The following is a 25,277-nucleotide window of genomic DNA, read 5'->3' as shown; positions in this document are numbered from 1 at the left end:
AATTCGTCCGCGGCTCCTACCTCTGGGGCCCCGTCGACAGCCGCGCCGTCACCAAGGAATGGACCGACAACGCCTACGGCGACACCGGCCAGATGATCCGCGAACCGTAGGGCGTCCCTCCCGGGGCGCTGCTCGGATGCCGAGCCGCGCCCCGGTGGAAGCTCACCCTCCGTGCCCCAGGCCCACCCAGTCGAATCCGGCCCGGCGCAGCACATCCGGGTCGAGCAGGTTCCGGGTGTCGACCACGATCGGACGGCTCACCGCCTCACCGACCCGCACCCAGTCGAGCGTGCGGAACTCCGGCCACTCGGTCAGCACGACCAGAGCCTGGGCGTCCGCCGCGGCCTCGTACGGATCGTCGACGACCTTGACGCCGTCCAACTCGGGACGTGTCCTGTTCGCCAGCGCCGGATCGTAGGCGACGATGTCGGCGCCCGCCTGGCGCAGCAGAGCGGCCACCGCGAGGGCGGGCGAATCGCGCAGGTCGTCGGTTCCGGCCTTGAAGGTGAGGCCGAGGATGGCGATGCGGACCTGGGAGAGTGAGCCTGTACGCCTGCCGGTCACGGCCAGCCGCACCTTGTCCACCATCCGCTGCCGCTGCCGGGTGTTGGTGTCGATCGTGGCCCGCAGGAGGCGGAACTCGAAGTCCACGGCATCCGCGACCTGGAGCATCGCAGCGGTGTCCTTCGGCAGACAGGATCCGCCCCACCCGGGTCCGGGTGACAGGAACGCCTGACCGATCCTGCGGTCGTAGCCGATGCCTTCGGTGACGTCGCTGATGGTCGCGCCGAGCCGCTCGCACAACTCGGCCAGCGCGTTGACGTAGGACAACTTCATCGCCAGGAAGCAGTTGGCCGCGTACTTCACCAGCTCGGCGCTGGCGGCGTCGGTGAGCACGGTCGGCGCGCCCAGCTTGGAGTAGAGCGCCGCCACCTTCTCCGCGGCGTCCTGCTGGTCGCAACCGACGACGATCCGGTCCGGGCGGAGGAAGTCGTCGACGGCCGAACCCTCGCGGAGGAACTCGGGGTTGCTCACCACCGCCACGTCGTCGCGGCCCAGCAACTCGGCGGTCCGCGCGGCGGTGCCGACCGGAACCGTCGACTTGTTCACCATCACGCATCCGTCGCCGAGCAGCTCGCGCACCTCCTCGATGACCGACTCCACCGCCGCGAGGTCGGCCACCCCGCCGACGCCCATCGGGGTGGGCACGCAGAGGAACACGACCTCCGCGCCGGTCACCGCGGCGGTCGCACCACGTACGAAGGACAATCGGCCCGACGCCAGGCCTTCGGCGACCAGATCGGCCAGCCGTGGCTCGAGGATGTCGACGTCGCCCGCGGAGAGCCGCTTGACCTTCTCCTCGTCCACGTCCGCGCAGACCACGTGGTGCCCCAGCGATGCGAGGCAGGCTCCCGTGGTCAGGCCCACATAACCGGTCCCGACCACGGCGATTCTCCGTATGAACACCGTCTCAGCCCTTCAACTCCGCCTGGGCGGGCACTTTTCTACTGCCGGCGAACTCGCGCAGCGCGCGTTCGTCGCCGAGGTCGACCAGCCGGTTACCCCAGCGGTCGAGCGTTTCCTTCGGGGCCGCGGAGCCGTGCGGGACCTTCGGCGACTGCCTGCCGAGCAACTCGTCGTAGACGTTCAGATACGCCTCGGACTGGGGAACCCAGTCCAGCTCACGCTCCGCCCGGCGCCGTCCCGCCGCACCGAGGCGGGCGCGCCGCTCGGGGTCGTCGAGGAGCGCCACCAGCGCGTCGGCGAGCCCGTCAGAGTCGCCGGGCTCGACGTACACCGCGCAGTCGCCGGCGGAGACCACCGTCTCGGTGAGCCGGTAGGCGACCACGGGGAGCGCGTAGGCCATGTATTCCATGGTCTTGTTCATCGTGGACACGTCGTTGAGCGGGCTGAGGGGGTCCGGCGACAGGCCCGCGGAGGCGGTCGACAGATAGCGCGTGATCTGCTCGGGGCCGACCCGTCCGGTGAACTCCACATAGTCGTCGAGCCCGTCCTCGGACGCCCGGCGCTTGAGGTCTTCGAGACAGTCGCCGAATCCGAGGAGGGCGAACCGCACATCCGTACGGGCCAGCCCGTGGACCACCCGCTCGGCCACGTCCAGGACCCCGTCCACGCCGTCCTGCGGCCCCATGATCCCGAGGTAGACCACCAGGTGGGAGCCCCCCCTGCGGAGCGAGTCCACCCCGTCGACCGGGCGCATCACCGACGTGTCCGGGCCCGACCTGACGATCGACGTGCGCTCCGGAGCCACTCCGCCGCGCTCCCAGGCGATGCGCTGATACGACGCGTTCGTGGAGATGACCCGGTCCGCGGTACGGAAGGTCCGCCGCTCCAGGAACTTCAGGAAGCCGAGCTGAAGCCGGCCCAGGAGGCCCTTGGGCCGGCCGAAGCGCGACAGGAACACCTCGGGATTGAGGTCGTGGTGGTCGAAGACGAACCGCACGCCGAACACGCGCCACAGGAGGGCGAGGGCCCAGTAGGTGTCCGGCGGGTTGCACGCCTGCAGCACGTCGAAGCGCCGCCGCAGCCGTACCCGCATCGACAGCCAGGCCGTCCGGATCCAGCAGTAGACGAACTCCCAGGCGTAGCCCACGGCGCCGTCCGCCTGCGGTGGCGGCCGGTACTTGTAGAGGTGGACGCCCTCCAGGACTTCGTAACCGGGATCTCCCGGCCCCTTCGGGCAGATGACCGAGACCTCGTAACCAGCCGCCGTCAGCGTCTGGCACTCTAGCCAGACCCGCCTGTCCAGGGGGACAGGCAGGTTCTGGACGATGATCAGCACATGCGGCGAGCGCACTTTATTTGGCTCCATTGCGCGAGGCGAGGTCGACCAGCACAGGCGGCACCCAGCGCTTGGCCACCTGGCGGAGGTTGCTCTTCCACTGCTCGCCCGGACGCTGCTTGAACAGCGTGGTGTGGTCCTCGCCGACCTCTTCGTCCGGCCGGCCGTTGCTGTAGTAGTACAGCGCCATCGAGCGGCGGGCCCGGTCGTCGGGACAGGTCAGCGGATCCGGGTGACCGTGATTGGCGTCGTCGGTCGTGGCGAACAGGACAAAACGGTTGAACACTGGGAGGATCTTGTGCTCGCACGTGCTCATGTCCTTGTTCCAGAGCTGGAGGTGGCCGCCGTAGCCTTCCTCCCAGTCCTTGTTGAGGTACACGAGCCCGTTGAGCCGTCGATCGACGTTGAGTCGCTTGTTGAGGTTGAAGTCCGCGTGCACCTTGAGGAAGCCGCCCGCGCGAATCTGGTGGAGGCCCCCGCCGTCGTAGTGCGGGTCCGGGATGAGCTTGTCGATGCCGGAGAGCCGCTCGAGGAAGCTCGTGAACACCTGGCCGTTGAACTCGGCGAGCAGGTGCCGCGTCGCGGGCCCCATCTGCTCGGTGTCGGACAGAGCCAGCTTCACCTCCTGAGAGGTGTCGAACCTCTGCCACTCGACGTCCCTGGGCTCAGGGAACTCTTCGAGAACCGCCTCGAGCACCTCGGCCGGAAGGAAGTCGTCGATAACCACGTGCCGGAAGGGGGATGCGTTCAGGAAATCCTCACGCACCTTGTCGGCGAGGGGGAACAACTCTTCCCGCCGGAAGGCGAATTCCAGAACTCCGGGCATTGATTGCCTCCAACATTGTCATGTAACAGGCGTGAACCTGCTGGTGTTGTCGGTTGACCAGTTCTTCTCGTCACCTCTGAACTTGCGGAATACAGCGAGGGCGCGGTCGAGGACCGCGACCACGGCGAAGCAGGCGCCGTCGACCTTCGAGATCTCTCCTGAGCGTGCGAGCGCGACGATCGTGCCGATGCCGGCGGCGGCACCCGCGGGAGCGGTCTTGCCGAGTCGGTCGAGCTCACGATGGCCGAGCCGTACCCGGGCTCTGCGGCGCAGGAGCGCGGGCACGGTGGCGGCGGGGCGCACGATCGAGCGTGCCCCTTCCACCACTGTCTTCTCCTCCGGGCGCACACTGCGGTGCACCCAGGCGTCGTCGGTCAGCACATCTGGAACCGGGAACGCCGCGGCGTGCCCCGCCTCGTTGAGCACGAACACTCCGGAACCCACGCCGGTCGCGCGCACCGTGGGAAGCGCCGACCAGACACGGTGGACCCGGCGGGCCAATGCCGAGACCCCCTCGAGGTCGAGAACGGGCCGGGGCGCGGCCATCAGGGTTCCGGGGCGCGATACCGCATCCACCAGTGCCCGGATCCCGGCCACCGGAAGGACGACATCCCCGTCGACGTAGACCCGGGGGAAGGTGTGGCAGGTGTCGTCGCCCAACCGGAGAGCATGCGGTTTACCGGCGACCTCGGTCTCGATGACACGGACGCCGGCTTGGGCTGCGACCTCTGCGGTGCGGTCGTCACAGGCGTTCGCCACGACGACCACGTCTAACTCGCCCGGCTCCGCACCTTCCTCGAGCGCGCGGAGCAGCCGGGGCAACGATCGCTCCTCGTTGTGCGCGGGAATCACCACGCTCGCGATGGGCGCCACCTCAGACCTCCTCCGTCTCCGCGCCGAGCTTGCCGCGAACCAGCAGCCGGGCGGTGGTCAGGGAGTCGCGGAACAACTCGACGGCGACAATCCTCAAAAACGCCATGTACAGGACCGCGATGACCAGCAGGCCGATGACCGCGACCGCCGGGACCGGTATCCCGAACCCTTCAAACCAGAGCGTGAGCAGGTAGCCCGCCCCGACCGCGGGCACGCTGGCCAGCACGGTCGGCAGGATGGCCCGCCCCCAGTCGAGAAGCGAGAACGCCGCGAGCTTGCCGATCGCGTGTACCTGGAATGGCGTGATCACGAGTACGGCGACGGAATAGGCGGCGGCGACACCCGTCGCCCCCCAGGGCAGGCCCAGGAAGAAGGCCGGCAGGCACACGAGGAGGGGAATCCACGACCAGCGGAGGGCGAGGTCGGCGCGGCCGGTCCCCATGAAGACCGAACCACCAGTGGTCGTGAGTGACTCCAGGATTCCGGTCGTCGTCAGTGCGATCAGCACGGGGACGGCCGGCATCCATTCGGGACCGAACACGGTTTCCACCACTTGGGGGGAGAGCACCGCGACCGCGAGCATGCCCGGAACGACGGCCACGGCGATCACCTGCGTGATCTTCAGGTAGATCCGCCGCACCTGTTGGGGTTGGTCCTGAATTCTGGCGATGATGGGGAAAGCCACCCGGTTCGCCACGTTGCCGAGCAGGCTGACCGGCACGAGCATGATCCGGTACGGGATCATGTAGAAGGAGAGCGCCGCCTGGCCCAGGTAGTGGCTGACGATGATGGTGTCGGCGTTGCGGCTGACATAGCCGAACATCTGCGACCCCATCAGGGGCACCCCGAACTTGCGGACGTGGCGGAAGGCCTCGCGGTCCATCACCAGTCCGGGCAGGCCGGCCGCCGCGGCCCAGATGATCAGGCACAGCAGGTCCGTGGCGACCTGCTGCCACACGAGGGCCCAATACTGGGCGCCCAGTTCGGCCGCGGCGACGCCGAGCGCGCCGCCCACCAGTGTCGCGACGATCTCACCGAGGCCGAGCGCGCGGAAGCGCAGGTCCCGCTGCAGCCGGGCGGCCGAGACGATGATGAGTCCCTTGAGCAGCGGCCCGACGGCGAGCACGGTGAGCACGGGTTGCAGCGCGGGAATACCGAGGAAGTTGCTGATCGGCATCGCGAGCACCACGGTGAGCACGGAGACCAGGGCGCCGATCCCCGTGACGGTCCAGAACGCCGTGCCCTCGTCGGCCTTGCGCAGGTCCTCCTTCTGCACGATGCCGGTCGCGATTCCCGTTTCCAGCAGAACCGCGGTGAGCGTGATGTAGATGGTGGCCGCACCGACGATCGCGAAGTCGACCGGACCGAGCATCCTGGCCAGCACCACGGCGAATCCGAGCCGGCCGAACTGCCGAGCGATCATGGCCGCGACAGTCCACCGGGCGCCGTGCGCCGCCGATTCGGCGGTGGTGGCGTGCCCGGCTGCGGCCTTCTTCTCGACTGGCAGCGTGGTCTCCGTGTTCGACCCCTGTCCCACTGACGATCTCCTATTCATCGAACCGCGGAGGCACGCGTGTTACATCAGCCATCTCAGTGATGTGCCGTGTCACCGACGGACCGACTCCACTACGCCACGGGCCAGGCTCCGGGCGAACTTTCTCCGCTCGCGCACCGCCCAGTGGGACAGCACGCCGTACGCGCGGCGCCGCTGTTCGGGGTCCAGGTCCGCGGCACGGACCGCGCGGACCAGCTCGCTGGCGTGCCGCCAGGTGAGGAACTTCGAGCCCTTGCCCGAGCGCTGGAAGCGGCGCACGTCACGACCGGCGACGCGGGAGGTCACCCGGTCGCCGTGCTCACGCTCCTTGAAAAGCGGCTCCGGAATGACGACGATCCGTCCGCGCAGCGCGAGCTCGGCGAGGAAGACCCGGTCACTGCCCCAGAAGGGCAGGAACTTCCGGGTGTCGGCGATCGCCTCGCGCCGGTGAACGCCGAAGTTGACCGAGCATGAGTAGTCGTAGCCGACGAAGTCGTTGAACCGGGCCACGGGATCGGGCGAGCCGGCCGACGCGAAGTCGCGCTCGGTCCGCAGGCTCCGGCCCTCCTCGTCGATGTACTCGATCGCCGAGCACACGGTGACGACGTCGGGATCCGCCGCGTGGACCTCCATGCAGCGCTGCAGGAACGTCGGGTCGTGCAGGTCGTCCGCCGCGGCCCACTTGAACAGGGGGGCGCGGGTGTTGTCGAAGACGTAGTTGAAGTTGCCGGTGGCGCCCAAGTCCTCCGTGTGCCGCACGTAGCTCACACGGCTGTCGCGGCGCGCGTACTCCTGGGCGATGTCCGCGGTGCCGTCAGTCGAACTGTTGTCGGCCACAAGCAGGTCGAAGTCACTGTAGGTCTGCCCCAGCAGGCAGTCCAGCGCCCCGGCTAGGTACCGGGCGCCGTTCCTGACCGGTAGGCCGATGGAGAGCGGTGGAACCGATATGGACACGTGCGGTCTCCTGATCTCGTACTGCTAGCCGCCACAACGCACCCGTACAGGCGACGATGGTCAAGGTCGTGACAAACATGATCTTGTAGCCGAACGCGTCGAAGGTGAACGACGCGACCGCCGCACCGGCGATCGACGCGGCCAGCGCCTGCCCCATTCCACGCACCTTGGGATCCACGGCCACCCGCTGGACCCGCCGGGCCAGAAGGTAGCCGACCACGAAGATCGAAAGAAGGGCCAGCACGCCGAGCGCACCCATGGTCGCGAGCGTGTACAAGTACTCGTTGTCGAGGATCCGATAGAGCTTCGGAATGTAGGTGCCGGGGCCGATGCCGAAGAACGGATGCTCGGCCCAGGTCGCGAGGACCGCCGGCAGGTCGTCGGTACGGCCGGCGATGCTCGGGTCGCTCTGAAGGTTGCTGACGAAGAACAGGCTCCGGATGCTGCCGAGCAGGCCGGGGAACGCGGCACCCAGCGCGAGCAGGCCACCCACCGCCAGGGGCAACATGTTCAGCACCCAGCGGATGTTCACGCTCACCAGGTAGATGGTGAGCGACACGATCGCCGTCAGGACGCCCGAACGCGACACCGCGAGCGGCAGGCCGATGGCCAGGAGCGCGGTGGCGAGCCACCACCTGTCCTTGCGGGGCCGGTCGATGTGCAGGGCGAGGTGGAGTGCGATGGGCAGGACCATGCCGACGATCACGCCGTACTCGATGGGGTGTCCCGCCAGACCCTGCACACGGTAGAAGCCCGAGCGGTGAAGCGCGTCGACGTCCTCCGTGTCGTGGAAGGTCAGTCCGGGCAGCCGCATCGTCCTGTAGAGGTCGGCGACCGAGAAGTACTGCAGGAACGCGGTGATGACCAGGGTGACCGCGCCCGCGACGAGCAGCTTCATGATCTTGATGACGCCCTCGACGGTGCGGACGCCGTCGACGACGAAGAGCAGGATGCCGCAGAAGCACGGCAACGAGAGCATCGCGGCGTCCGCCCCCGAAGCCTCGAGCGGCGACATGCCGCGCACCTGTCCGGCGATGTAGGCGCACAGTGTCGCCAGCACGTACAGGAGCACGACGAATCGGATCGGTTGCCGTCCCAGGTCGAGGCCGAGCCTCAGGTCGCACCTGCCGAAGACCCAGAACAGCATGCACAGACCCGCGACCAGGAGGACGGGCTGCCCCACCTGGCCGAGGGGTTTGATGATCAGAGATTGTGGAATGAGGAACGTGATAACGATCAGCCAGCTGAACAGCGTCTGCTCGTCCGGCCGGGAGCGAAGCCCCAGAACGGCGAGCACGACGGCGACCAGGACGACCACGCCGACGTCGGGCAGCGCGACCGACACTCCCAGGGCGACGAACACCGCCAGCATGACGAGGTACGCCGCCACGAGAGGGAGAGCGACCGACGCCTGGCGGTCCAGGTACGCGTCGAGGCGAGCAACGCCCTTTTCGGTTCGTGCGTTTTGTAGACCGAGACTCATGACCCTTGGCCCGGCGGAGTGCCCGTGGTCGATCGCGCGCCGTTCGCCTCCGGATTCGAAAGCTGCACGACGACGAACTGCTCATTGAAATCGGCGTTCTCCTCCGATTCCCACGACTCGATGGCGGCCGGAGTGGTCCGGGACTCGATCACCGTGTCGTACGTGACAGGAGCGGAAGGCTCCGGCGAGGACGCCGGCGTGCCCGAACGCTTGCGCATCCGGTAGTCGACGATCAGGCAGACGCCGATCGAGATGATGAGGCCGAGCACGGTGGCGGCCAACCCCACTTTGAGCTTCCCGGTGTAGGACGGCGCCGCCGCCTGAGGCTGGACCACGTCGTCCACCGCGACCCAGTAGTCCCGCGGGATGTGCTTCTGCGTCTGAAGATCGTCCAGCCTGACCCCCAACTCGTTGATGAGGGTCCGGTAGGTGAGCAACGCCTTGGCCTGGTTGGGGTCGGTCGTCGTGATGCTGATTACCGAGTTGCCCTCGTTGCTGGTCACGAACTTCGCCGTGCCGCCCGCCGCGTTGACCACTTTCTCGACGTCGGGGGACAGAGCGATCACGCTGAGTACGGCCGCGGTTCCCTCGGTGTCGTAATACGGGTTTCGCTCGAGACGACCGGACGCGTCGAGGCTCGACGCGAAGGGATAGGTGACCCGGAGGGCCCCGTTCACCTCGTAAGTCAGCGCCACGTTAAGGGCGGCGACCGTGCCGATTCCGGCGAAGAGGAGGAGAAGGGGTACTAGGATCTTCCATCGTCGGAATGCGATCTGAAATACCGCGATCAGGTCCATTTAGCACCCTTCCCCGTAAACTCGTAATGTTTAAGATAGAGAAAATCCGCGGACGGATCGACACGTGTCGATAAATCGTTATTCTGGAGGCGAATGTGGCTGCTCTCCCGTCGATCGGATTCGCCTGTGCGTGGGACCGTCCGCCGGAGGGCACGTGGTCGCACACCCCGTGGAATCTCCGTGGCGCACTGCGCGAACGAACCGAGGTGGCGGACCTCGGCCTGACGTGGACGACGTTGAGCCGGTCGGCTCTGCGCGTTCTCGGCGCCTATCGCAGGGACGGCCGCTGGCGCACGAACTGGACGCACCGCCCCGTGACCATGGCGCTCACCGCCACCAAGCTCCGCGCGGCCGAGCGCCGGCTCAAGCCGGACGTGACCCTGCAGATCGGTGACCTCGCCCTGCTCAAGGGTCCGTTCATGCTCTACCAGGACGTCAGCTTCGACGTGGTGCTCGAGCGCCCCCACCTCAGCCAGGGCCGCGGCCTGAACCCGTCCGAGGTGCAGCGACTCCGCGACCGCCAGCATGAGATCTACGCCAAGGCGGCGGGCGTCCTGACGATGAGCAACTGGCTGGCCGAGCATCTGGTGCGCGTGAGCGGGCTGCCCGCCGAGCGCGTGCATGTGGTTCCGCCCGCCGCCAACTGCGGCCCCGAGGCGGCCAGGAGCATACGGCGGGAGACGCCGCGCAGACGGCTGCTGTTCGTCGGCAAGGACTTCGTGGGGAAGGGCGGCGACCTCGTCCTGAAGGCCCTGGAGATCCTCCGTCGTGAGGTCGACCCGCAGATCGAGCTCACTGTGGCAGGTCCTGTCGACTGGCCCCTTCCTGGACCGATCCCGGACGGCGTGCGCTTCCTGGGCCGGATACCGCTGGACCAGGTGCGTCCGCTCTACGCCGAGCACGACCTGTTCGTCATGCCCAGCCGCTTCGAGGGATACGGCATCGTGTTCGTGGAAGCCCTCGCTCACGGCCTGCCCTGCGTGGCGCGCCGAGACTGCGCCATGCCGGAGATCGTCCGCCCAGGCGTCAACGGCGACCTGGTGGACTCCGACGATCCCGCCGCGCTCGCCGAGATCATCACCCGGCTGCTCTCCGATGACGACGTGTACGCCAAGACCGAGGCGGCCGCGGAAGACGTGATCAGCTACTACAGCTGGTCCCGCGTCGCCGATGACGTGCTGAGGGTGGCCGGCACCCTGCGCTGACTCGTTCATTCCTCCGGAGTCCCCCGCCCCAGGTCTTCCACGGACACCCACGTGCCCACCCCGGGCAGGCGGGACCGCACCTCCTCGAGCAGGTCGGGCAGGAAGAGCAGGACGACGTCCGGCCGAGCGGCCATCAGCTCGACCGGCGAGATCACGGGGATCGCGCTTCCCGGCATCCGCCGGCCCTGCTTGGCCTCGGACGCGTCCGCGATCGCGGGGAGCAGTTTCTGATCCACGCCCGCCTGGCAGAGCAGGGCCACCGACCTGGAGGCCGCTCCGTAACCGAGCACGGTCTCGCCGGTGCCGGCGCGCTCGTGCAACCAATCCGCCAGCGCGCCCGCGCTTCGGCCAACGGTGGTCTGCAGCCCGGAGAGCACTTCGGGCCGTAAGACCCCCGCGCTCTCCTCCTCGACGACGAGCTCCGCCACCGAGCCGTCAGGGGCGCCCTCGCGCGCGACCACGAGGAGCACGGTACCTCCGTACAGATCGAACCGAAAGGCGGTGCGGACGACCAGGCCGCACTGCTGGAGCATCGTGGCGAGCGCCGGGGTCGAATAGTACGCATAGTGCCCGTGCCGCAGAGAATTCCACTGGGCTCCGCCCAAGATCGCCGCGAGCGAATGATACTGCAGCAGCAGGACGCCGCCGGGCGCGAGCCGCTCCACTCGCGCACGCAGCGCGGCGGCCTGGTCGGGCTCGTGCATCATGCCGAAGCAGTCGACGATGACATCCGCCTGACCGTCCGTCGCAGTGAGCCCGCGATCGGCGAGCAGGCCGAGCCAGGAGCCGCCGTGCGGACTTCCGTACTCGAACACGGTTCCGCCCACGGGCAGCAGGCCCGCCGCGGCGACACGGCTCACCGCGTCGGCCGCCTGCTCCACCAGCGCCGCCGGCTCGACCCCCCTGGGCTCCTCGGGCGTGGTCGCGTCCTCGGCGAGCTGAGCCAGGCCACACGACCCGCACACCCACATGCGCAGCGGATAGACCGGATCCGGGCCGGCGTCGTGCAGGGCGGGGAAGTGGTCGCTGGCGGGCTGCGCGCCCAGGTCCAGCACCACGACGCCCTCACCGGACCGGCACCAACGGCATTCGATCACCACGAGACCCCCAGCTGGGACAAGATGAACGCATGCGAGTAGAGCACTGCGAACTCCCCGGGGTCCTGCTTTTCGTTCCCACACCTCATCGGGACGACCGGGGGTTCTTCACCCGGACGTTCGACGCGGACGTGGCCGCCGCCGCGGGTCTCGACCCCCACTCCTTCGTCCAGGACTCCCAGTCGCGTTCGGAACGGGGAGTCCTGCGCGGACTGCACGGCCGATCGGGCGACGGCGAGGGAAAACTGGTCCGCTGCGCGCGCGGCGCCGTGCACGACGTGATCGTCGACGCCCGGCCGGATTCCCCCACGTACGGCAGGCACCGCGCGTTCCGGCTGGACGACGAAAGCTTCGCCTGCCTGTACGTGCCCCGGGGTTTCCTCCACGGGTTCCAGGTGCTGACCGAGGTGGCCGACATCTGTTACCGCATCGACCGGCCACACGATCCGAGCGAGGACCTGACGGTCCGCTTCGACGATCCAGACCTCGGCGTCGCCTGGCCTCTCCCGGCGGCGCACGTCAGCCCCCGCGACGCCGCCGCAGGGTCCTGGGCTGATCTGAAGAGCTGAACTCACACGGACACCGGCTTCATGACATCGTCGAGTGTGCCCGCGCGCTGCCGCGCCGACAGCCACGCCAATCGGGTGAAACGCGCGTCGAAGGCCTCCTGGCTGAGCTTGTGCTCGGTGTAGGCCGCGGCCAGTTCCTGAGCGCCGGCGGGCACACTCCACGCGCAGTCGAAGCCGGGTAGCGCCGCCCTGATCCGCGAGAAGTCGACGCGGTAGGACCGCGGGTCGGCACCGTTCTCGCCGGTGATGAGCAGCTCCGATCCCGGCACGGCCTCCACCACGGACTGCGCGATGTCCGACACCCGCACGTTGTTGCGCTCGGTGCCGACGTTGAACGCGGTGGCGTGCACGCTCTCGCGGTCCGCCTCGAGCACCGCGGCGAACGCCTCGGCGATGTCGCGAGCGTGCACCAGCGGCCGCCAGGGAGTCCCGTCGGACAGAACCTTCACCGTGCCGGTGAGCAGCGCGTGCCCGACGAGATTGTTGAGCACGATGTCCGCGCGGAGCCGCGGTGAGAAGCCGAACGCAGTGGCGTTGCGCAGGAACACCGGGCTGAAGTCGGAGTCGGCCATGCCGACCACGTCATCCTCGACCCGCACCTTCGACACGGCGTACGGCGTGACCGGCCGCAACGGCGCCTCTTCGCCCACCAGGTCGTCGCCGCCCGCGGCACCGTACACCGAGCAGGTGGACGCGTAGAGGAACCGTCGCACGCCCGCGTCCTTGGCCAGGCGTGCCAGCCGTACCGACGCGTGGTGGTTGATGTCGTAGGTCAGCTCGGGCGCGAGCGAACCGAGGGGATCGTTGGACAGCGCGGCGAGGTGGACGACCGCGTCGAAGCCCGCGAGGTGCTCCGGCCCGACGTCCCGCAGGTCCACCGCGATCCCCTTGGGCTCGACCGGAGACGGCCCCAGCACGCAGTCGGCGAAGAGCCCGGAGTCCAGGCCGACCACGTCATGGCCGGCGGCGGCGAGGACCGGAGCCATCACCGTGCCGAGGTACCCCTGGTGGCCGGTCAGTAGAACGCGCACGGATATGTCTCCCTAGTAACCCACGATGATTTTCGCCGCGTGGAACGCCTCTGCGTAGCGGCTCTGACACTGAACTCCGCGCACCCGGGCAAGGCCGCGGAACGTCTCTTCGTCGAACCAGCTCCTGATGTGCTGGGACGGGTAGTGCTCATGCAACAGATCGATCTTCTCCCGCAGCGCCGTCTCGGACAGCGGGGTGAAGACGTTCGGCTGTTCCAGATCGGATTCCCACTTGAGGATCTCGTATCCGAGTACCAGATGGTCCCGAAACGCCGTAGGTACCAGCTTGGCCAGCGCGCGATGGTCCTGATGCGCGTCGTGCGGCGCGGGCGCGAAGATCACATCGGGCTCGCACCGCCGACGCACCTCCTCCAGCGCCTCCTTGGCCCGCTCCCAGTGCACAGGCAGCCGGCCGTCGGGCACGTCCAGGATGGTCAGTTCGAGCTCCGCCTTGACGCAGAAGGCGGCGAGCGCGGATCGCTCCTCGCTCTCCCTCGGCGTACCGCCGCCGGACAGCACGAGCGCGGTAACCCGTACGCCCGGATTGGCCCGGCAGAGCTCGAGCAGCGTGCCGCCGGCCCCGATGGCGAGGTCGTCGCAGTGCGCCCCGAGGAGGAGGATCTCCCGGCAGCGCTCGGGGCTCAGTTTGATCATTGGCGGCTCTCCCAGAGGGCCCAGGGCCGATCGCCGCGCGCCCACGCCCGGTCGAGCTCGAGCCGCTGGTTGAACGTGTCGCTCGGCCGCCAGTATCCGCTGTGCGGATAGGCCAGCAGCCTGCCGTGCTTCGCGAGCTCCGCACAGCCGTCCGCGACGAGGTCTCCGCCCTCGGGGATGTGATCGAAGATCTCCTGGCGGAGCACGAAGAAGCCGCCGTTCATCCATAACGGCAGCTCGCTCACCGGGGTGATCCCGCCGACCATGCTGCCCTCGCCGAGTTCGACGACGTGGAAGGTGTTGTTCGGCGGGACGACCATCATCGACGCACCGGCGTCGGTCGCGGCGAAGCGGTCGATCATCTCGGACAGCGGCGCGTCGGTGAGCACGTCGGCGTAGTTGGCCAGGAACATCTCCTCACCGTCGAGGTGGTCGCGGACCCGGCGCAGCCGCTCGCCGATCGGCGAGTCGAGCCCGGTGTCGACCAGGGAGATGGACCAGTCCGAGATGTCGGTGGACAGCAGCTCGACCTTGCCGTCGCGCAGCACGAAGTCGTTGGAGGCGGTCTCCCGGTAGTTCAGGAAGAAGTCCTTGATGTGCTGGGCACCGTATCCCAGGCACAAGATGAACTCGTTGTGCCCGAAGTGCGCGTAGTAGCGCATGACATGCCAGACCAACGGTCTGGGCCCGACGATCTGCATCGGCTTGGGCATGTCTCCGCCGGGGAGCTCGCTGCGCATCCGAGTGCCGCGCCCGCCGCAGAAAAGGACCACCTTCACTACACGATCTCCAAACTCGGAATGGGGAAGACGAGCTTTCCCCCCCAGTCGCGTACGTAGGACAGCTGCTCGGTGAGCTCGTCGCGGAGGTTCCAGGGAAGGACGAGCACGTAGTCGGGGCGATCTTCGGCGATCCGCTCGGGCGCCAGGATGGGGATCCGGGTGCCGGGCGTGAACCTGCCGTGCTTGTACGGGTTGCGGTCGACCGTGTACGCCAGCAGGTCCGGCCGGATGCCGCAGTGGTTGAGCAGCGTGTTGCCCTTGCCCGGAGCGCCGTAGCCCACCACGGTCTTGCCCTCGGCCGAGGCGTCGACCAGGAAGCGCAACAGGTCCCGGCGCACCCGCGCCACCCGGGCGCCGAAGTCGGCGTAACCGGACAGCTCGTGCAGTCCGGCGGCCTTCTCCCTGGCGAGGACCTCGGTCACCCGCTCGGACGGCTCGCCGTTCGGCCTGGCCCACAACCGGATCGAGCCGCCGTGGGTCGGCAGCAACTCCACGTCCACCAGCGTCAGCCCGCCGCTCGCCAGGGCCCGCTGCGCGGAAGCGACCGTGTAGTACTGGAAGTGCTCGTGGTAGATCGTGTCGTACTGGTTGAGCTCGATCAGCGTGAGCAGGTGCTGGACCTCGATGGAGACCAGGCCGTCGTCGGCCACGAGAGCACGCAGGCCCTTGGTGAATCCGATGACGTCGGGAATGTGCGCGTAGACGTTGTTGGCCACCACCAGATCGGCGGGGCCGTGCTCCTCCCGCACGGCGGCGCCCGTCTCCGGCGTGAGGAACGCGGTGAGCGTCGGCACGCCCTTGTCCCTGGCGGCCTGGCCCACGTTCGCGGAAGGCTCGATGCCCAGGCACCTGATCCCCTGCGCCACCACATGCTGCAGCAGGTAGCCGTCGTTGCTGGCCACCTCCACGACGAAGGCGTCGTCTCCGAGGTCTCTGGCCGCCACGAACTCCCGCGCGTGCTCCACCCAGAAGGTCGAGAACGAGGAGAAGTAGGCGTACTCGGTGAACGTCTCCTCAGGCGTGATCAGAGGCGGGATCTGAGCCAGCCAGCACTCGGTGCACACCCGCAGGTGCAGCGGATAGGTGACCTCGGGCAGGTCGAGTTGGTCCGCTGTGAGGAACAGCTCGCAGGGCGGCGTCGCCCCGAGATCCACGACACCGACGAGGTTCGCAGAACCACACAGCCGGCAGGGGGCCGTCATGAAAAATCACCTTCTGAGTCGTTTGTTGGCTTTCAGGCAGCTAAATCATCTGTTGTGGCATGCTTCGAAACATGGATCGCCTTAACATCGACGGCGCTTGGCGCTATACCCCTCGGATTCACGCCGACCCGCGTGGCGCATTCCTGGAGGCATTCCGAGGATCCGACCTGGGGGAGGCGATCGGGCACCGACTGGACGTCGCCCAGATGAACTGCTCGGTCTCCCAGCGCGGTGTGCTGCGCGGGATCCACTTCGCCGACCTGCCGCCGGGCCAGGCCAAATACGTCACCTGCGTTTCCGGGGCGATCCTCGACGTCGTGGTGGACATCCGCGTCGGCTCGCCGACCTTCGGCGACTGGGAGGCGGTGCGTCTCGACGACGAGTCCCGGCAGGGCCTCTACATAGCGGAGGGCCTCGGCCACGCCTTCCTCGCGCTGAGCGAGCAGGCCACGATCGTCTACCTCTGCTCCGCGCCGTACGCGCCGGGTCGCGAACACGGGATCCACCCTCTCGACTCGACGCTCGACATCGATTGGCCGCTCGAGACCTTGCCCCTCCTGTCCGAGAAGGACGCGGAAGCGCCCACGCTCAAGGAGGCGCTGGACGCCGGGCTTCTGCCCGACTACCGCGCCTGCCTGGACTTCTATGACGGGCTTCACTGAGCCGACCTCGACGCCGGCCCCGATGCGACGGGCGCCAGCGCCGGCCAGGCCGCGCGCAGCGCCTCACGCCAGTCGCGGATCGGCGCGATTCCCGTGTCCGCCCAGCGGCCGTGCCCGAGCACGCTGTTGGCCGGGCGCGCCGCGGGGCGGGGGAAGGCGGCGCTCGGCACCGGCCTGACCCGGTCGGGGTCGGTTCCGAGCAGCGTGAATATCTCCCTGGCGAAGCCGTACCACGTCGTCTCGCCCGAGCTCGTGCCGTGGTAGACGCCGGCGGGCGCGTCCGACTGGGCCAACCGAACCAGCAGGTCCGCCAGATCGGCCGCCCACGTCGGCTGGCCTCGCTGGTCGTCCACCACGTCCACGGTCTCGCGCTCGGCGGCCAGCCGGATCATGGTCCGGGCGAAGCTCGGTCCGGCCACGCCGTACAGCCAGGCGGTGCGGACCACATGGTGCCCGTGTTCGAGCGCGGCGCGCTCGCCGGCCAGCTTGGTCCTGCCGTAGGCGTTCACCGGGGCGGTCGGCGCGTCCTCTCCGTACGGCTCGCGCGCGGACCCGTCGAAGACGTAGTCCGTGGAGACGTGCACCAGCCGCGCACCGGCGAGGGAGCAGGCCTCCGCCAGGGTCGCGACCGCGAGCCCGTTGATCTCCATGGCCTCGTCCTCGTGTTCCTCGGCGTCGTCCACCGCGGTCCACGCCGCGCAGTTGACGACGACGGAGGGGCGGTGAGCCGCCACGAGATCGCGCACAGCCCGCGCGTCACACAGGTCGAGGTCCGCCCGGCCGAGGGCGAGGACCGGCTCGCCGGTCGCGCCGGCCCGCGCCGACACGTCGGCGGCCAGCATCCCGGCGCCGCCCGTGATCAGCCATCCGCTCACGCCCACCAACCCGGATGGTCGACGTACCAGCGGACGGTGTCCTTCAGTCCCTGGTCGAATGAGATCTCCGCCTGGTAGCCCAGCGCGCGGAGCTTGGAGTCGTCGAGGGAGTAGCGGCGGTCGTGGCCCTTCCGGTCCTCGACGAACTCCACCATGTCCCAGCCCACCCCGCACAACTCCAGCAGGTGGCCGGTCAGCTCGAGATTGGTCAGCTCCGCCGTACCGGCGATGTGGTAGACCTCACCGGGCGTGCCCGCCTCTGCGACCAGCCGGATCCCCGCGCAGTGGTCCGCCACGTGGATCCAGTCACGGACGTTGCCGCCGTCGCCGTAGACGGGGATCTTCCTGCCGCTGTGGAGGTTGGTGACGGACAGCGGGATGAACTTCTCGGGGTACTGGCAGGGGCCGTAGTTGTTGCCGCAGCGCGTGATCGACACCGGCAGGCCGTGGGTCACGGCGTAGGCCTGCGCGATCATGTCGCCGCCCGCCTTGGCCGCCGAGTACGGCGAGCGCGGACGCAGCGGCGCCTCCTCCGCCCAGGAGCCGACGTCGATCGACCCGTAGACCTCGTCGGTCGAAACCTGGACCACGCGGGGCGTTCCGGCATCCAGGCACGCCTGCATCAGCGTCTGGGTCCCCAGCACGTTGGTCCGCACGAACTCGGCCGCGCCGTCGATCGACCTGTCCACATGGGACTCCGCCGCGAAGTTGACGACCAGGTCGTGGCCCGGCACCACGTCGGCCAGCAACGCGGCGTCACAGATGTCACCGTGCACGAACGTGTGGGAGACGTCGGCGAGGTTGGCACGGTTACCGGCATAGGTGAGCTTGTCCAGCACCGTCACGCTCGCATCGCCCGCCAGCATGCGGACGAAGTGCGAGCCGATGAAGCCGGCACCCCCCGTTACCAAGACTTTCATGAGCTGATCTGCACCTTACTGTGATCGCCGAGCACCAGACGATGGGCTTTGGGCGCGTTGAGAGCGGGGGTCACCTCGACATCGTGCCCGATGAGGGAGGCCTCGATCCGCCGGACGCCGTCGATCGAGGAGCGGGACAGGAGGATCGAATACTCGATCTCGCTGCGGCTCACGCGGCAGTCCCTCGCGATCGAGGTGAAGGGGCCGATGTAGGAGTCTTCGATGACGCTCCCCTGCCCGATGACGACCGGGCCGACGACCCGGGAGCCGCGCACCGAGGCGCCCTCCTCCACGATCACACGGCCGATGAGCTCGGAGTCGTGGACGTCCCCCTCCACACGCGGCTCCAGCGACTCCAGCACGAGGCGATTGACCTCCAGCATGTCCGTGACGTTGCCGGTGTCCTTCCAGTAGCCGGAGATCTGGGTCGGCTGGACCTGATGTCCCGCGTCGATCAGCCACTGGATGGCGTCGGTGATCTCCAGCTCGCCACGCCACGACGGTTTGAGCGCGCTGACCGCCTCGTGCACGAGCGGGGTGAACAAGTAGACGCCGACGAGGGCCAGATCGCTCTTGGGCTCGCGCGGCTTCTCCTCCAGGCCGACGACCCTGCCGTCCGCATCGAGTTCCGCCACGCCGAACTGCCCCGGGTCCAGGACCTTCGTGAGCATGATCTGCGCGCTCGGCCGTTCCGCGCGGAAGCGCTCCACGAGCCCGTCGATCCCGCCCACGATGAAGTTGTCCCCGAGGTACATCACGAAGTCGTCGTCACCCAGATACTCACGGGCGATCAGGACGGCGTGCGCCAGGCCGAGCGGCGCCTCCTGCCGGAGGTAGGTGACGTTGAGCCCGAAGGCGGAGCCGTCGCCGACCGCCGACTCGATCTCGGCGTGGGTGTCCCCCACGACGATGCCGACGTCCTCGATACCGGCCGAGGCGATGGCCTCCAGACCGTAGAACAGCACCGGCTTGTTGGCGACCGGTACCAGTTGTTTCGCCTGGGTGTGCGTGATGGGCCTGAGCCGGGTGCCGGAACCACCAGCCAGGACGAGCGCTTTCAAGTTAGTAAGCCCCTTCTCCGCGGGTGACCGCCGACCAGGTCTTCCATAAAACCTGGAGATCCAACATTAGGGACCAATTCTCCACGTACCGAAGGTCGAGACGTACCGACTCTTCCCAGGACAGATCGGACCTGCCGCTCACCTGCCACAGCCCCGTCATCCCCGGCTTCACCACCAGACGGCGGCGGACGTCGGTGCCGTACTTGGCGACCTCGGCGGGGAGCGGCGGCCGGGGGCCGACGAGCGACATCTCCCCGCGCAGCACGTTGAGAAGCTGGGGAAGCTCGTCGAGGGAGTAACGGCGCAGCAGACCGCCCACCCGGGTGATCCTTGGATCGTTCCTCATCTTGAACAGCACGCCGTCCGAGTCGTTCTCTTCAAGAAGAACGCCCTTGAGGCGTTCCGCGTCGGCGACCATCGTCCGGAACTTCAGGACCTGGAATTCGCGACCGTGGCGCCCCACCCTGGTCTGCCGGAACAACGCTCCACCTGGGCTCGTCGCCCGGATGACGATGCCGATGGCCAGCATGGGCACGGCCAGGATCAACAGCGCGAGGCACGCCACCAGCTTGTCGAACGCACTCTTGACGAGTTGGTGGATGCCGTCGATGTCCGGGTGTTCCACGTGCAGCAGCGGCATGCCCGCGACGGGCCTGACACTGATCCGGGGGCCGGCGACGTCCATGAGCGCGGGAGCGACGAACAGGTCGGCCCCCCGGGACTCGATCCCCCAGGCGAGCCGGCGAAGGGCGGTGCCGTCCAGTTCCGGGCACGCGAGCACGGCGACCGCGTCGGCCGCGGCCAGGTCGACGACCACGGGAACCTCGCCGAAGTCGCCGAGCACCGGCACGCCGTCGACGTCGAGCACCTGGTCCTTGCCCGGCCTGTACGGCAGGCACGCGGCCACGACCCGCATGCCGTGGTACGGCTGGCGCCTGAACTGCATCACGAGGTCGATGACCGAGGCCCGATGCCCCACGGCGACGACGCGTCGCATGTATTCGCCGTTGCTGCGCGCACGGTGCAGACGCTTGCGCATCCTGTGCCTGAACAACAGCGTGATGAAGATGGCGAGCGGCAACATCGCCATGACATAGCTTCTGGCGATCATCGTCTGGGTGGCGTAGGCGCCGATGGCCACGGCGGCGATGAGGCTCACACCGCCCTCGGTGACGGCGCGGAACTCCGCGGTGCCCTCTCCATGGGCGCGCTTGCGGTACCCGCCGGACATCGCCATGACCACGGGCCAGATCGCCGTGAGCAACAGTCCGAAGTAGAGGTCGTAGAGGGGAATGAAGGTCCCCAGTCGCAAGCGTGTCAACTCGACCGCGGAGAAGGCGATGACGGCGGAAAACAGGTCACCCGCTACCAGGACCTTCCGGTATGAAGTGGTCCACAAGCTGGGCGAAGACCGCACAACGACGTCCATGGGAACCACCGGCGGCTGGGGCAGCCCCGCACGAGCTTCCATCTCACCACGCCCTTTAGTCGCTGGAGTGTGCAGGAGATTGACGCGTAAAGCATCCCAACGGTTCACATGGAACTCAGGCGTTCCAGGGACGGGTACCCAGATCGATACTAAAGAGCGACCGGACGGGATGGAACGGTGATCACTGTCCACAATCGGCCGCGGTGAAGCGACCGTTATCGCTTGACGGAACGGTCCAAAGGTGCCGCATTCCCGCGAAATACAACAGAAGTTCACCTGCCCGGAAATGACGGGGACCGAGACGGATGTCGGAATGGACTAACGTTCCGGCGGATCTGCTTCCGCGCCTCTCCCCCCAGGTGGCCTGCGATGACCTCCATAGAAGACCTCCTCGACGCCGACGCCGTACGGCCGCCCCCCCGGCGACGCAGGGTGGCGATCATCGTGTCGCTGATCGTGCTGCTGCCGATCGCGGGGATCTTCGCTCTTCTCATGCAGCGCCAGTACGTCTACGACAACAACATCGAGCGGGTGCAGCAGGTCTTCCCCGAAGAACGGGAGCGGCCGGCGAAGGTGATCGGCGCCGCGCAGAACTGGGTGGTCATCGGGGCCGACCGGCGACCCGGCGAGTCCGGTTTCCAGCGGTCGGACAGTCTCATGATCGTCCACGTGCCCGCGGACAGAAAGCGGATCTTCCTGATCTCCATTCCGCGAGACTCCTACGTCCCGATCCCCGGCCACGGCAGAGACAAGATCAACGCGGCGTACGCCTACGGAGGCCCACGGCTACTGATCAAGACCGTGGAGAACCTCACCAAGGTGCGGATCGACCACTTCGCCGCCCTGGACTTCAACGGCTTCATCACGATGAGCAAGGCGCTGGGGGGCGTCGACCTCTACATCGCACGCGACACCGTCGACCCTGCCAACAAGGTCACCTGGAAGCAGGGGACGGTTCGCCTCGAAGGCGAGAAGGCACTGCTGTTCGTCCGGCAACGGTACGGTCTGCCGGACGGCGACTTCGACCGGATCAAGCGCCAGCAGGCGTTCCTCCAGGCGATGGCCCAGAAGGCGATCAGCAAGGGCACGCTCACGAACCCCTTCAAGCTCGACGAGTTCCTGCAGGCGATGACCAAGTCCATAACGGTGGACTCGGGCGTCTCCATCGGCACCCTGCGTGATCTGGCGCTCGAACTGCGCGATATCCGGGGCACCGATTTGGTGTCGACCACCATCCCCGTCGCCGGCACCGGGATGGTCGGGGGAGCGAGCATCGTCCGGTTGGACGACGATGAGGTCGCGAGCATGACCGAGGCCGTCAGGAACGACGCGCTGGACGACTATTTCGCCCACGGAGGCGTCGTCAACGACGGCTCCTTCATCCAATGACCATCCCCTGACGGCGCCACCGAACTATATTCCAGACGTGTCCGTACGCATCGACCGGCGTGGCCCGGTGACGACCGTGATCCTGCACAGGCCCGACGTCCGCAACGCGGTCGACCGGGCCACGGCGACCGCCCTCGCCGACGCGTTCCGCGCGTTCGACGCCGACGAGAGCGCGTCCGTCGCCGTGTTGTGGGGTGACGGAGGCACGTTCTGTTCAGGCGCCGACCTCCACGCGATGGGCACCGAGCGCGGCAACCGGGTCGAGACCGGCGGAGACGGTCCCATGGGTCCCACCCGGATGCGCCTGTCCAAGCCCGTCATCGCCGCGGTGGAGGGCTTCGCCGTCGCGGGAGGTCTGGAACTGGCCCTGTGGTGCGACCTCCGTGTGGCGGCCGACGACGCGACGTTCGGCGTCTTCTGCCGCAGATGGGGAGTCCCGCTGATCGACGGCGGCACGGTACGGCTGCCGCGCCTCATCGGATCGGGACGGGCGCTCGACCTGATCCTCACCGGCCGTGCCGTACCTGCCCGTGAGGCGCTGGACATCGGCCTGGTCAACCGCCTGGTCCCGGCCGGCAGCACACGCGAGGCCGCGGAGGCGCTGGCCGCGCAACTCGCCGCGCTTCCCCAGGCGTGCCTGCGCGAGGACCGGCTCGCGGCGTTGGAGCAGGAGGGGTTGCCGGAGGATGAGGCCATGGCCGCCGAGTTCCGGCACGGACTCGTGTCGTTGGACGCCATGCGGGCGGAGGGCCTGGCGGGGGTGGAGAGGTTCCGCACCGGAGCGGGCCGGCACGGCGTCTGACGGAGAAACGGCGTCTGGCAGAGAAGACCGTCTCAGTCGTATTCGAGATCGGGTAACGGCGAAGGCGGATCGGGACTCCGCCATACGACGACATATCCGTCGTTGGCCGTCTCCACGGCCATGTTCAGCCGCTCGAGGTCGAAGTCGGGCAGGTATCTCAGTCGCGCGAGGAAGCCGGCATCGGTCGCCGACCGGGGGACGACACAGCCCTCTCCGTCACGGTCGAGAAGGACGATGAGCACGTCGGGCCGCCCCTCGCCCGCTGCCAGCCCGCCGACCCGGACCTCCACGACGTCCTCCCATGCGAGGGCCTCGACGCTGCCGTCGGAGTAGTGACGGGTGACGCCCTCTTCGGTGACGTAGACATAGGAATCCGGCACTGCGTTGCCGTGCATGGGCGCGATTGTGACGACTGGGGGGCGCTCCGTGCAAGAGACGTCAGGATTCGCGCCACCGCAGATGGCCCCTGACCGCCCGCCGGGCGGCGTCCTCGGGACCTCGCGCGATCATCCGCAACAACTCCCGGTGCTCGGCCACCAGATCGTGACGGTCCCCGTACACGTCACGCAACCGCACGAGACCGAGACGCGTCTCCGCCGCGAGCGAGCCGTAGAGACGGTCCAGGCGCGGGCTGCCGACGGCGGCGATCAGCGCCTCGTGCAGGGCCATGTGCTCGGCCACCACCGCGGACCACGGAGCGTCGGCGGGCAGGCCGCCGAGCCGGTCCAGCGCGGTCTCCGCCCCGGGAGTGCGGCGGCCCGCGAGCGCTCGCGCCATCAGTTCCTCGAGCGGCAACCGGACGTACATCAGGTCGGCGAGGTCGTCGGCCGTGACCTCGGGGACGTACGCGCTGCGGTTGCGCTCGCGCCGCAGCAGCCCTTCGTGGACGAGGACGGCGAGCGCCTCCCGCACCGTCGGCCGGGCGACGCCGTACCGGGCGGACAGCTCCTGCTCGGGCAGCGCCTCGCCCGGCCCGATGTCCCCGGAGAGCACGCGCTCCCGCAGGGCCGCGGCGAGCGCCTCTACGGTGGAGACGGGCCTGAGCGTGGTCACGGCACCGAGCCTAGACGTGCGGGCACCCGCTCCGCGGGGCCGGAAGCGGTTCCGCCGGGAAGGGCGACGACGGCGAGGCTCAGGCCGAGCAGCGCGAGGCCGCCCCAGGAGAGCGGGGACAGATGCTCGTGCAGCACGACCAGTCCGAGCAGCGCCGCCACCGCGGGCTCCGCGAGGGCGAGGGTCGCCGCGGTCGCCACCGGAGTCGTCCGAAGGCCCCTGCCGTAGAGGAGATAGGCGAGGGCCGTCGTCGCGCAGCCGAGATAAAGCGTGGCGAGCAGGCCGCGGGGGTGCGCCAGCCAGCCGGCGCCGGTCACAAGGAGGACGGGCAGCATGACGACGGCGGCTCCGCCGAACAGGACGCCCATGACGATCGCGGACTCCGTGCCGCGTCCGATCGCCTGGGAGGCGACGACCGCGTAGAAGGCGTAGAGCAGGCCGCCGAACAGGGCGAGGGCGATCCCCCAGGGGTCGGCCCCGCCCGTCACGCCGCCGGAGACACCTCCCCAGACCAGGACGGCGCAGCCGGCGATGGCCGCGGCGGTGGCGAACGTCCAGCGGCGGCTCGGCGGCTCACGGCCGATGAGCCAGGACAGGAGTCCCGTGAACACCGGCCCGCTGCCGATGGCCACCACGGTGCCGATGGCCACACCGGTGCGCTGAACGGCGGCGAAGAAGCACAACTGGTAGCCCGCGACGGCTCCGGCCGCCAGGACCTGCCCCCAGGGCACAACTCCCCTCCCTCGTGCTGCGACCTGCGGATTCGCGCGTCGCGACCGCGTGAAGGCGGCCACCGAGGCGAGCACCGCCCCTCCGAGGACCAGCCGGGCCGCCGCGAGGGGCACGGGGTCGGCGGCGGCCACGGCGCCCGCCGTGCCCGCCGTGCCCCACAGGACCGCCGCGGCCACGACGACGAGGGGACCGGATCGCAGAGCCATGCACAGATTGTCTGACAACTAGACAGCTACGACAAGGCCCAGGGCGTCCCAGAACTCAATCGGGAAATAAGGAAAACAACCCCCGGGAAAGGACGGGAACCCCCGCGATAAAACCGGGGAACGGATTACGCCGGACCGCCCGCACGGCAGCACCGCGCCGCACTTCCTCCATGGGCTTCCCCGACCATGATCACAAAAGCCAGTGCGCCCTCGTGAAATGTCGGAACTTGTTAGGACAAATACTTGGTTTCCCTGCTCACCCATTGCTAGGGTTTCGCCACTATTGACACATGTGTCTTCGGAACGGGCGGGGCTCATGGCTGGACGGAAACGTTCCA

At 68.4% G+C, this 25,277-nt stretch carries 25 protein-coding genes; 5 read left to right on the top strand and 20 right to left on the bottom strand.

Going from position 1 to position 25,277, the window contains the following annotated elements:
* Positions 1 to 162: 162 nt before the first annotated feature.
* From Psi02_RS10445 to Psi02_RS10410, 8 genes are all read right to left on the bottom strand, one after another.
* Positions 163 to 1,446, bottom strand: coding sequence for a UDP-glucose dehydrogenase family protein (locus Psi02_RS10445; protein WP_239094769.1), 1,284 nt, complete (start codon positions 1,444 to 1,446; stop codon positions 163 to 165).
* 25 nt (positions 1,447 to 1,471) lie between these two features.
* Positions 1,472 to 2,818, bottom strand: a complete 1,347-nt coding sequence (locus tag Psi02_RS10440; RefSeq protein WP_203973250.1) for a glycosyltransferase family 4 protein — start codon at positions 2,816 to 2,818, stop codon at positions 1,472 to 1,474.
* 1 nt (position 2,819) lies between these two features.
* Positions 2,820 to 3,629, bottom strand: a complete 810-nt coding sequence (locus Psi02_RS10435) for a 2OG-Fe(II) oxygenase (protein ID WP_203973249.1) — start codon at positions 3,627 to 3,629, stop codon at positions 2,820 to 2,822.
* Positions 3,630 to 3,647: 18 nt separating this feature from the next.
* On the bottom strand, positions 3,648 to 4,502 hold the full coding sequence (locus Psi02_RS10430; protein WP_203973248.1) for a glycosyltransferase family 2 protein: 855 nt from the start codon (positions 4,500 to 4,502) through the stop codon (positions 3,648 to 3,650).
* Position 4,503: 1 nt separating this feature from the next.
* Positions 4,504 to 6,039: a lipopolysaccharide biosynthesis protein gene (locus Psi02_RS10425; RefSeq protein ID WP_203973247.1), complete on the bottom strand. Its 1,536-nt coding sequence runs from the start codon at positions 6,037 to 6,039 to the stop codon at positions 4,504 to 4,506.
* Positions 6,040 to 6,108: 69 nt separating this feature from the next.
* The gene (locus tag Psi02_RS10420; RefSeq protein ID WP_203973246.1) at positions 6,109 to 6,990 is read right to left on the bottom strand and encodes a glycosyltransferase family 2 protein; all 882 of its coding nucleotides are present in this window, start codon (positions 6,988 to 6,990) and stop codon (positions 6,109 to 6,111) included.
* Positions 6,887 to 8,380, bottom strand: coding sequence for an O-antigen ligase family protein (locus Psi02_RS10415; RefSeq protein ID WP_203973245.1), 1,494 nt, complete (start codon positions 8,378 to 8,380; stop codon positions 6,887 to 6,889). The genes Psi02_RS10420 and Psi02_RS10415 overlap by 104 nt, the downstream gene beginning before the upstream one ends.
* A gap of 89 nt (positions 8,381 to 8,469) precedes the next feature.
* On the bottom strand, positions 8,470 to 9,150 hold the full coding sequence (locus Psi02_RS10410; RefSeq protein WP_203973244.1) for a hypothetical protein: 681 nt from the start codon (positions 9,148 to 9,150) through the stop codon (positions 8,470 to 8,472).
* A 215-nt stretch (positions 9,151 to 9,365) separates the two neighbouring features.
* Here Psi02_RS10410 and Psi02_RS10405 point away from each other — a divergent pair, with 215 nt between their 5' ends.
* Positions 9,366 to 10,475, top strand: coding sequence for a glycosyltransferase family 4 protein (locus Psi02_RS10405; protein ID WP_203973243.1), 1,110 nt, complete (start codon positions 9,366 to 9,368; stop codon positions 10,473 to 10,475).
* A gap of 5 nt (positions 10,476 to 10,480) precedes the next feature.
* Here Psi02_RS10405 and Psi02_RS10400 read toward each other — a convergent pair whose 3' ends face one another.
* The gene (locus Psi02_RS10400; RefSeq protein ID WP_203973242.1) at positions 10,481 to 11,575 is read right to left on the bottom strand and encodes a class I SAM-dependent methyltransferase; all 1,095 of its coding nucleotides are present in this window, start codon (positions 11,573 to 11,575) and stop codon (positions 10,481 to 10,483) included.
* A 29-nt stretch (positions 11,576 to 11,604) separates the two neighbouring features.
* Here Psi02_RS10400 and rfbC (Psi02_RS10395) point away from each other — a divergent pair, with 29 nt between their 5' ends.
* A complete protein-coding gene (gene rfbC / locus Psi02_RS10395; RefSeq protein ID WP_203973241.1) occupies positions 11,605 to 12,141 on the top strand; it encodes a dTDP-4-dehydrorhamnose 3,5-epimerase in 537 nt (178 codons plus the stop codon).
* Between the two features lie 2 nt (positions 12,142 to 12,143).
* On the opposite strand, the gene Psi02_RS10390 is transcribed toward rfbC (Psi02_RS10395), so the two are convergent.
* Genes Psi02_RS10390 through Psi02_RS10375 form a run of 4 tightly spaced genes read right to left on the bottom strand, consistent with a single transcriptional unit; the run spans position 12,144 to position 15,810 of the window.
* Positions 12,144 to 13,172, bottom strand: coding sequence for an NAD-dependent epimerase/dehydratase family protein (locus Psi02_RS10390; RefSeq protein WP_203973240.1), 1,029 nt, complete (start codon positions 13,170 to 13,172; stop codon positions 12,144 to 12,146).
* A 12-nt stretch (positions 13,173 to 13,184) separates the two neighbouring features.
* Complete coding sequence (locus Psi02_RS10385; RefSeq protein ID WP_203973239.1) at positions 13,185 to 13,826, bottom strand: PIG-L deacetylase family protein; 642 nt, start codon at positions 13,824 to 13,826, stop codon at positions 13,185 to 13,187.
* Positions 13,823 to 14,605 (bottom strand): glycosyltransferase family protein, encoded by a 783-nt coding sequence (locus Psi02_RS10380; RefSeq protein ID WP_203973238.1) that lies wholly within the window; start codon positions 14,603 to 14,605, stop codon positions 13,823 to 13,825. Before Psi02_RS10380 ends, Psi02_RS10385 begins: the two co-directional genes overlap by 4 nt.
* A complete protein-coding gene (locus Psi02_RS10375) occupies positions 14,605 to 15,810 on the bottom strand; it encodes a class I SAM-dependent methyltransferase (RefSeq protein WP_203973237.1) in 1,206 nt (401 codons plus the stop codon). The genes Psi02_RS10380 and Psi02_RS10375 overlap by 1 nt, the downstream gene beginning before the upstream one ends.
* Before the next feature lie 71 nt (positions 15,811 to 15,881).
* Here Psi02_RS10375 and rfbC (Psi02_RS10370) point away from each other — a divergent pair, with 71 nt between their 5' ends.
* Positions 15,882 to 16,472 carry a dTDP-4-dehydrorhamnose 3,5-epimerase gene (gene rfbC / locus Psi02_RS10370; protein WP_203973236.1) on the top strand — a complete coding sequence of 197 codons (591 nt, stop codon included), beginning with the start codon at positions 15,882 to 15,884 and terminating at the stop codon, positions 16,470 to 16,472.
* Here the strand turns inward: rfbC (Psi02_RS10370) and rfbD are convergent.
* From rfbD to Psi02_RS10350, 4 genes are read right to left on the bottom strand one after another with little or no spacing between them, the layout of a single operon-like run.
* Positions 16,466 to 17,347: a dTDP-4-dehydrorhamnose reductase gene (gene rfbD, locus Psi02_RS10365; protein WP_203973235.1), complete on the bottom strand. Its 882-nt coding sequence runs from the start codon at positions 17,345 to 17,347 to the stop codon at positions 16,466 to 16,468. The two genes, rfbC (Psi02_RS10370) and rfbD, sit on opposite strands and share 7 nt — an antisense overlap.
* Positions 17,344 to 18,267, bottom strand: coding sequence for a dTDP-glucose 4,6-dehydratase (gene rfbB / locus Psi02_RS10360; protein ID WP_203973234.1), 924 nt, complete (start codon positions 18,265 to 18,267; stop codon positions 17,344 to 17,346). Before rfbB ends, rfbD begins: the two co-directional genes overlap by 4 nt.
* Positions 18,264 to 19,328: a glucose-1-phosphate thymidylyltransferase gene (locus Psi02_RS10355; protein ID WP_203973233.1), complete on the bottom strand. Its 1,065-nt coding sequence runs from the start codon at positions 19,326 to 19,328 to the stop codon at positions 18,264 to 18,266. Before Psi02_RS10355 ends, rfbB begins: the two co-directional genes overlap by 4 nt.
* A 1-nt stretch (position 19,329) precedes the next feature.
* The gene (locus Psi02_RS10350; protein ID WP_239094768.1) at positions 19,330 to 20,757 is read right to left on the bottom strand and encodes a sugar transferase; all 1,428 of its coding nucleotides are present in this window, start codon (positions 20,755 to 20,757) and stop codon (positions 19,330 to 19,332) included.
* Positions 20,758 to 21,126: 369 nt separating this feature from the next.
* Between Psi02_RS10350 and Psi02_RS10345 the strand changes: the two genes are divergently transcribed.
* Complete coding sequence (locus tag Psi02_RS10345; protein WP_203973231.1) at positions 21,127 to 22,146, top strand: LCP family protein; 1,020 nt, start codon at positions 21,127 to 21,129, stop codon at positions 22,144 to 22,146.
* A 37-nt stretch (positions 22,147 to 22,183) separates the two neighbouring features.
* Positions 22,184 to 22,948 carry a crotonase/enoyl-CoA hydratase family protein gene (locus tag Psi02_RS10340; RefSeq protein WP_203973230.1) on the top strand — a complete coding sequence of 255 codons (765 nt, stop codon included), beginning with the start codon at positions 22,184 to 22,186 and terminating at the stop codon, positions 22,946 to 22,948.
* 32 nt (positions 22,949 to 22,980) lie between these two features.
* Here Psi02_RS10340 and Psi02_RS10335 read toward each other — a convergent pair whose 3' ends face one another.
* From Psi02_RS10335 to Psi02_RS10325, 3 genes are read right to left on the bottom strand one after another with little or no spacing between them, the layout of a single operon-like run.
* Positions 22,981 to 23,343 carry a hypothetical protein gene (locus Psi02_RS10335; RefSeq protein ID WP_203973229.1) on the bottom strand — a complete coding sequence of 121 codons (363 nt, stop codon included), beginning with the start codon at positions 23,341 to 23,343 and terminating at the stop codon, positions 22,981 to 22,983.
* Positions 23,344 to 23,386: 43 nt separating this feature from the next.
* Positions 23,387 to 24,001: a GntR family transcriptional regulator gene (locus Psi02_RS10330; protein ID WP_203973228.1), complete on the bottom strand. Its 615-nt coding sequence runs from the start codon at positions 23,999 to 24,001 to the stop codon at positions 23,387 to 23,389.
* Positions 23,998 to 24,939, bottom strand: coding sequence for a DMT family transporter (locus tag Psi02_RS10325; protein ID WP_203973227.1), 942 nt, complete (start codon positions 24,937 to 24,939; stop codon positions 23,998 to 24,000). Before Psi02_RS10325 ends, Psi02_RS10330 begins: the two co-directional genes overlap by 4 nt.
* Between the last annotated feature and the right edge of the window lie 338 nt (positions 24,940 to 25,277).

The sequence above is a fragment of the Planotetraspora silvatica genome, assembly GCF_016863315.1.
GTDB lineage: Bacteria > Actinomycetota > Actinomycetes > Streptosporangiales > Streptosporangiaceae > Planotetraspora > Planotetraspora silvatica.
The sequence above is the reverse complement of the archived record's forward strand: the minus strand, read 5'-3'. Positions and strand labels throughout refer to the sequence as shown.

Bases quoted from the DNA above. Each gene is read 5' to 3' on its own strand.
- Psi02_RS10435 (WP_203973249.1), bottom strand. From the start codon at position 3,629: ATGCCCGGAGTTCTGGAATTCGCCTTCCGGCGGGAAGAGTTGTTCCCC.
- rfbC (WP_203973241.1), top strand. From the start codon at position 11,605: ATGCGAGTAGAGCACTGCGAACTCCCCGGGGTCCTGCTTTTCGTTCCC.
- Psi02_RS10385 (WP_203973239.1), bottom strand. From the start codon at position 13,826: ATGATCAAACTGAGCCCCGAGCGCTGCCGGGAGATCCTCCTCCTCGGG.
- Psi02_RS10375 (WP_203973237.1), bottom strand. From the start codon at position 15,810: ATGACGGCCCCCTGCCGGCTGTGTGGTTCTGCGAACCTCGTCGGTGTC.
- rfbC (WP_203973236.1), top strand. From the start codon at position 15,882: ATGGATCGCCTTAACATCGACGGCGCTTGGCGCTATACCCCTCGGATT.
- rfbB (WP_203973234.1), bottom strand. From the start codon at position 18,267: ATGAAAGTCTTGGTAACGGGGGGTGCCGGCTTCATCGGCTCGCACTTC.
- Psi02_RS10350 (WP_239094768.1), bottom strand. From the start codon at position 20,757: ATGGACGTCGTTGTGCGGTCTTCGCCCAGCTTGTGGACCACTTCATAC.
- Psi02_RS10345 (WP_203973231.1), top strand. From the start codon at position 21,127: ATGACCTCCATAGAAGACCTCCTCGACGCCGACGCCGTACGGCCGCCC.
- Psi02_RS10335 (WP_203973229.1), bottom strand. From the start codon at position 23,343: ATGCACGGCAACGCAGTGCCGGATTCCTATGTCTACGTCACCGAAGAG.
- Psi02_RS10325 (WP_203973227.1), bottom strand. From the start codon at position 24,939: ATGGCTCTGCGATCCGGTCCCCTCGTCGTCGTGGCCGCGGCGGTCCTG.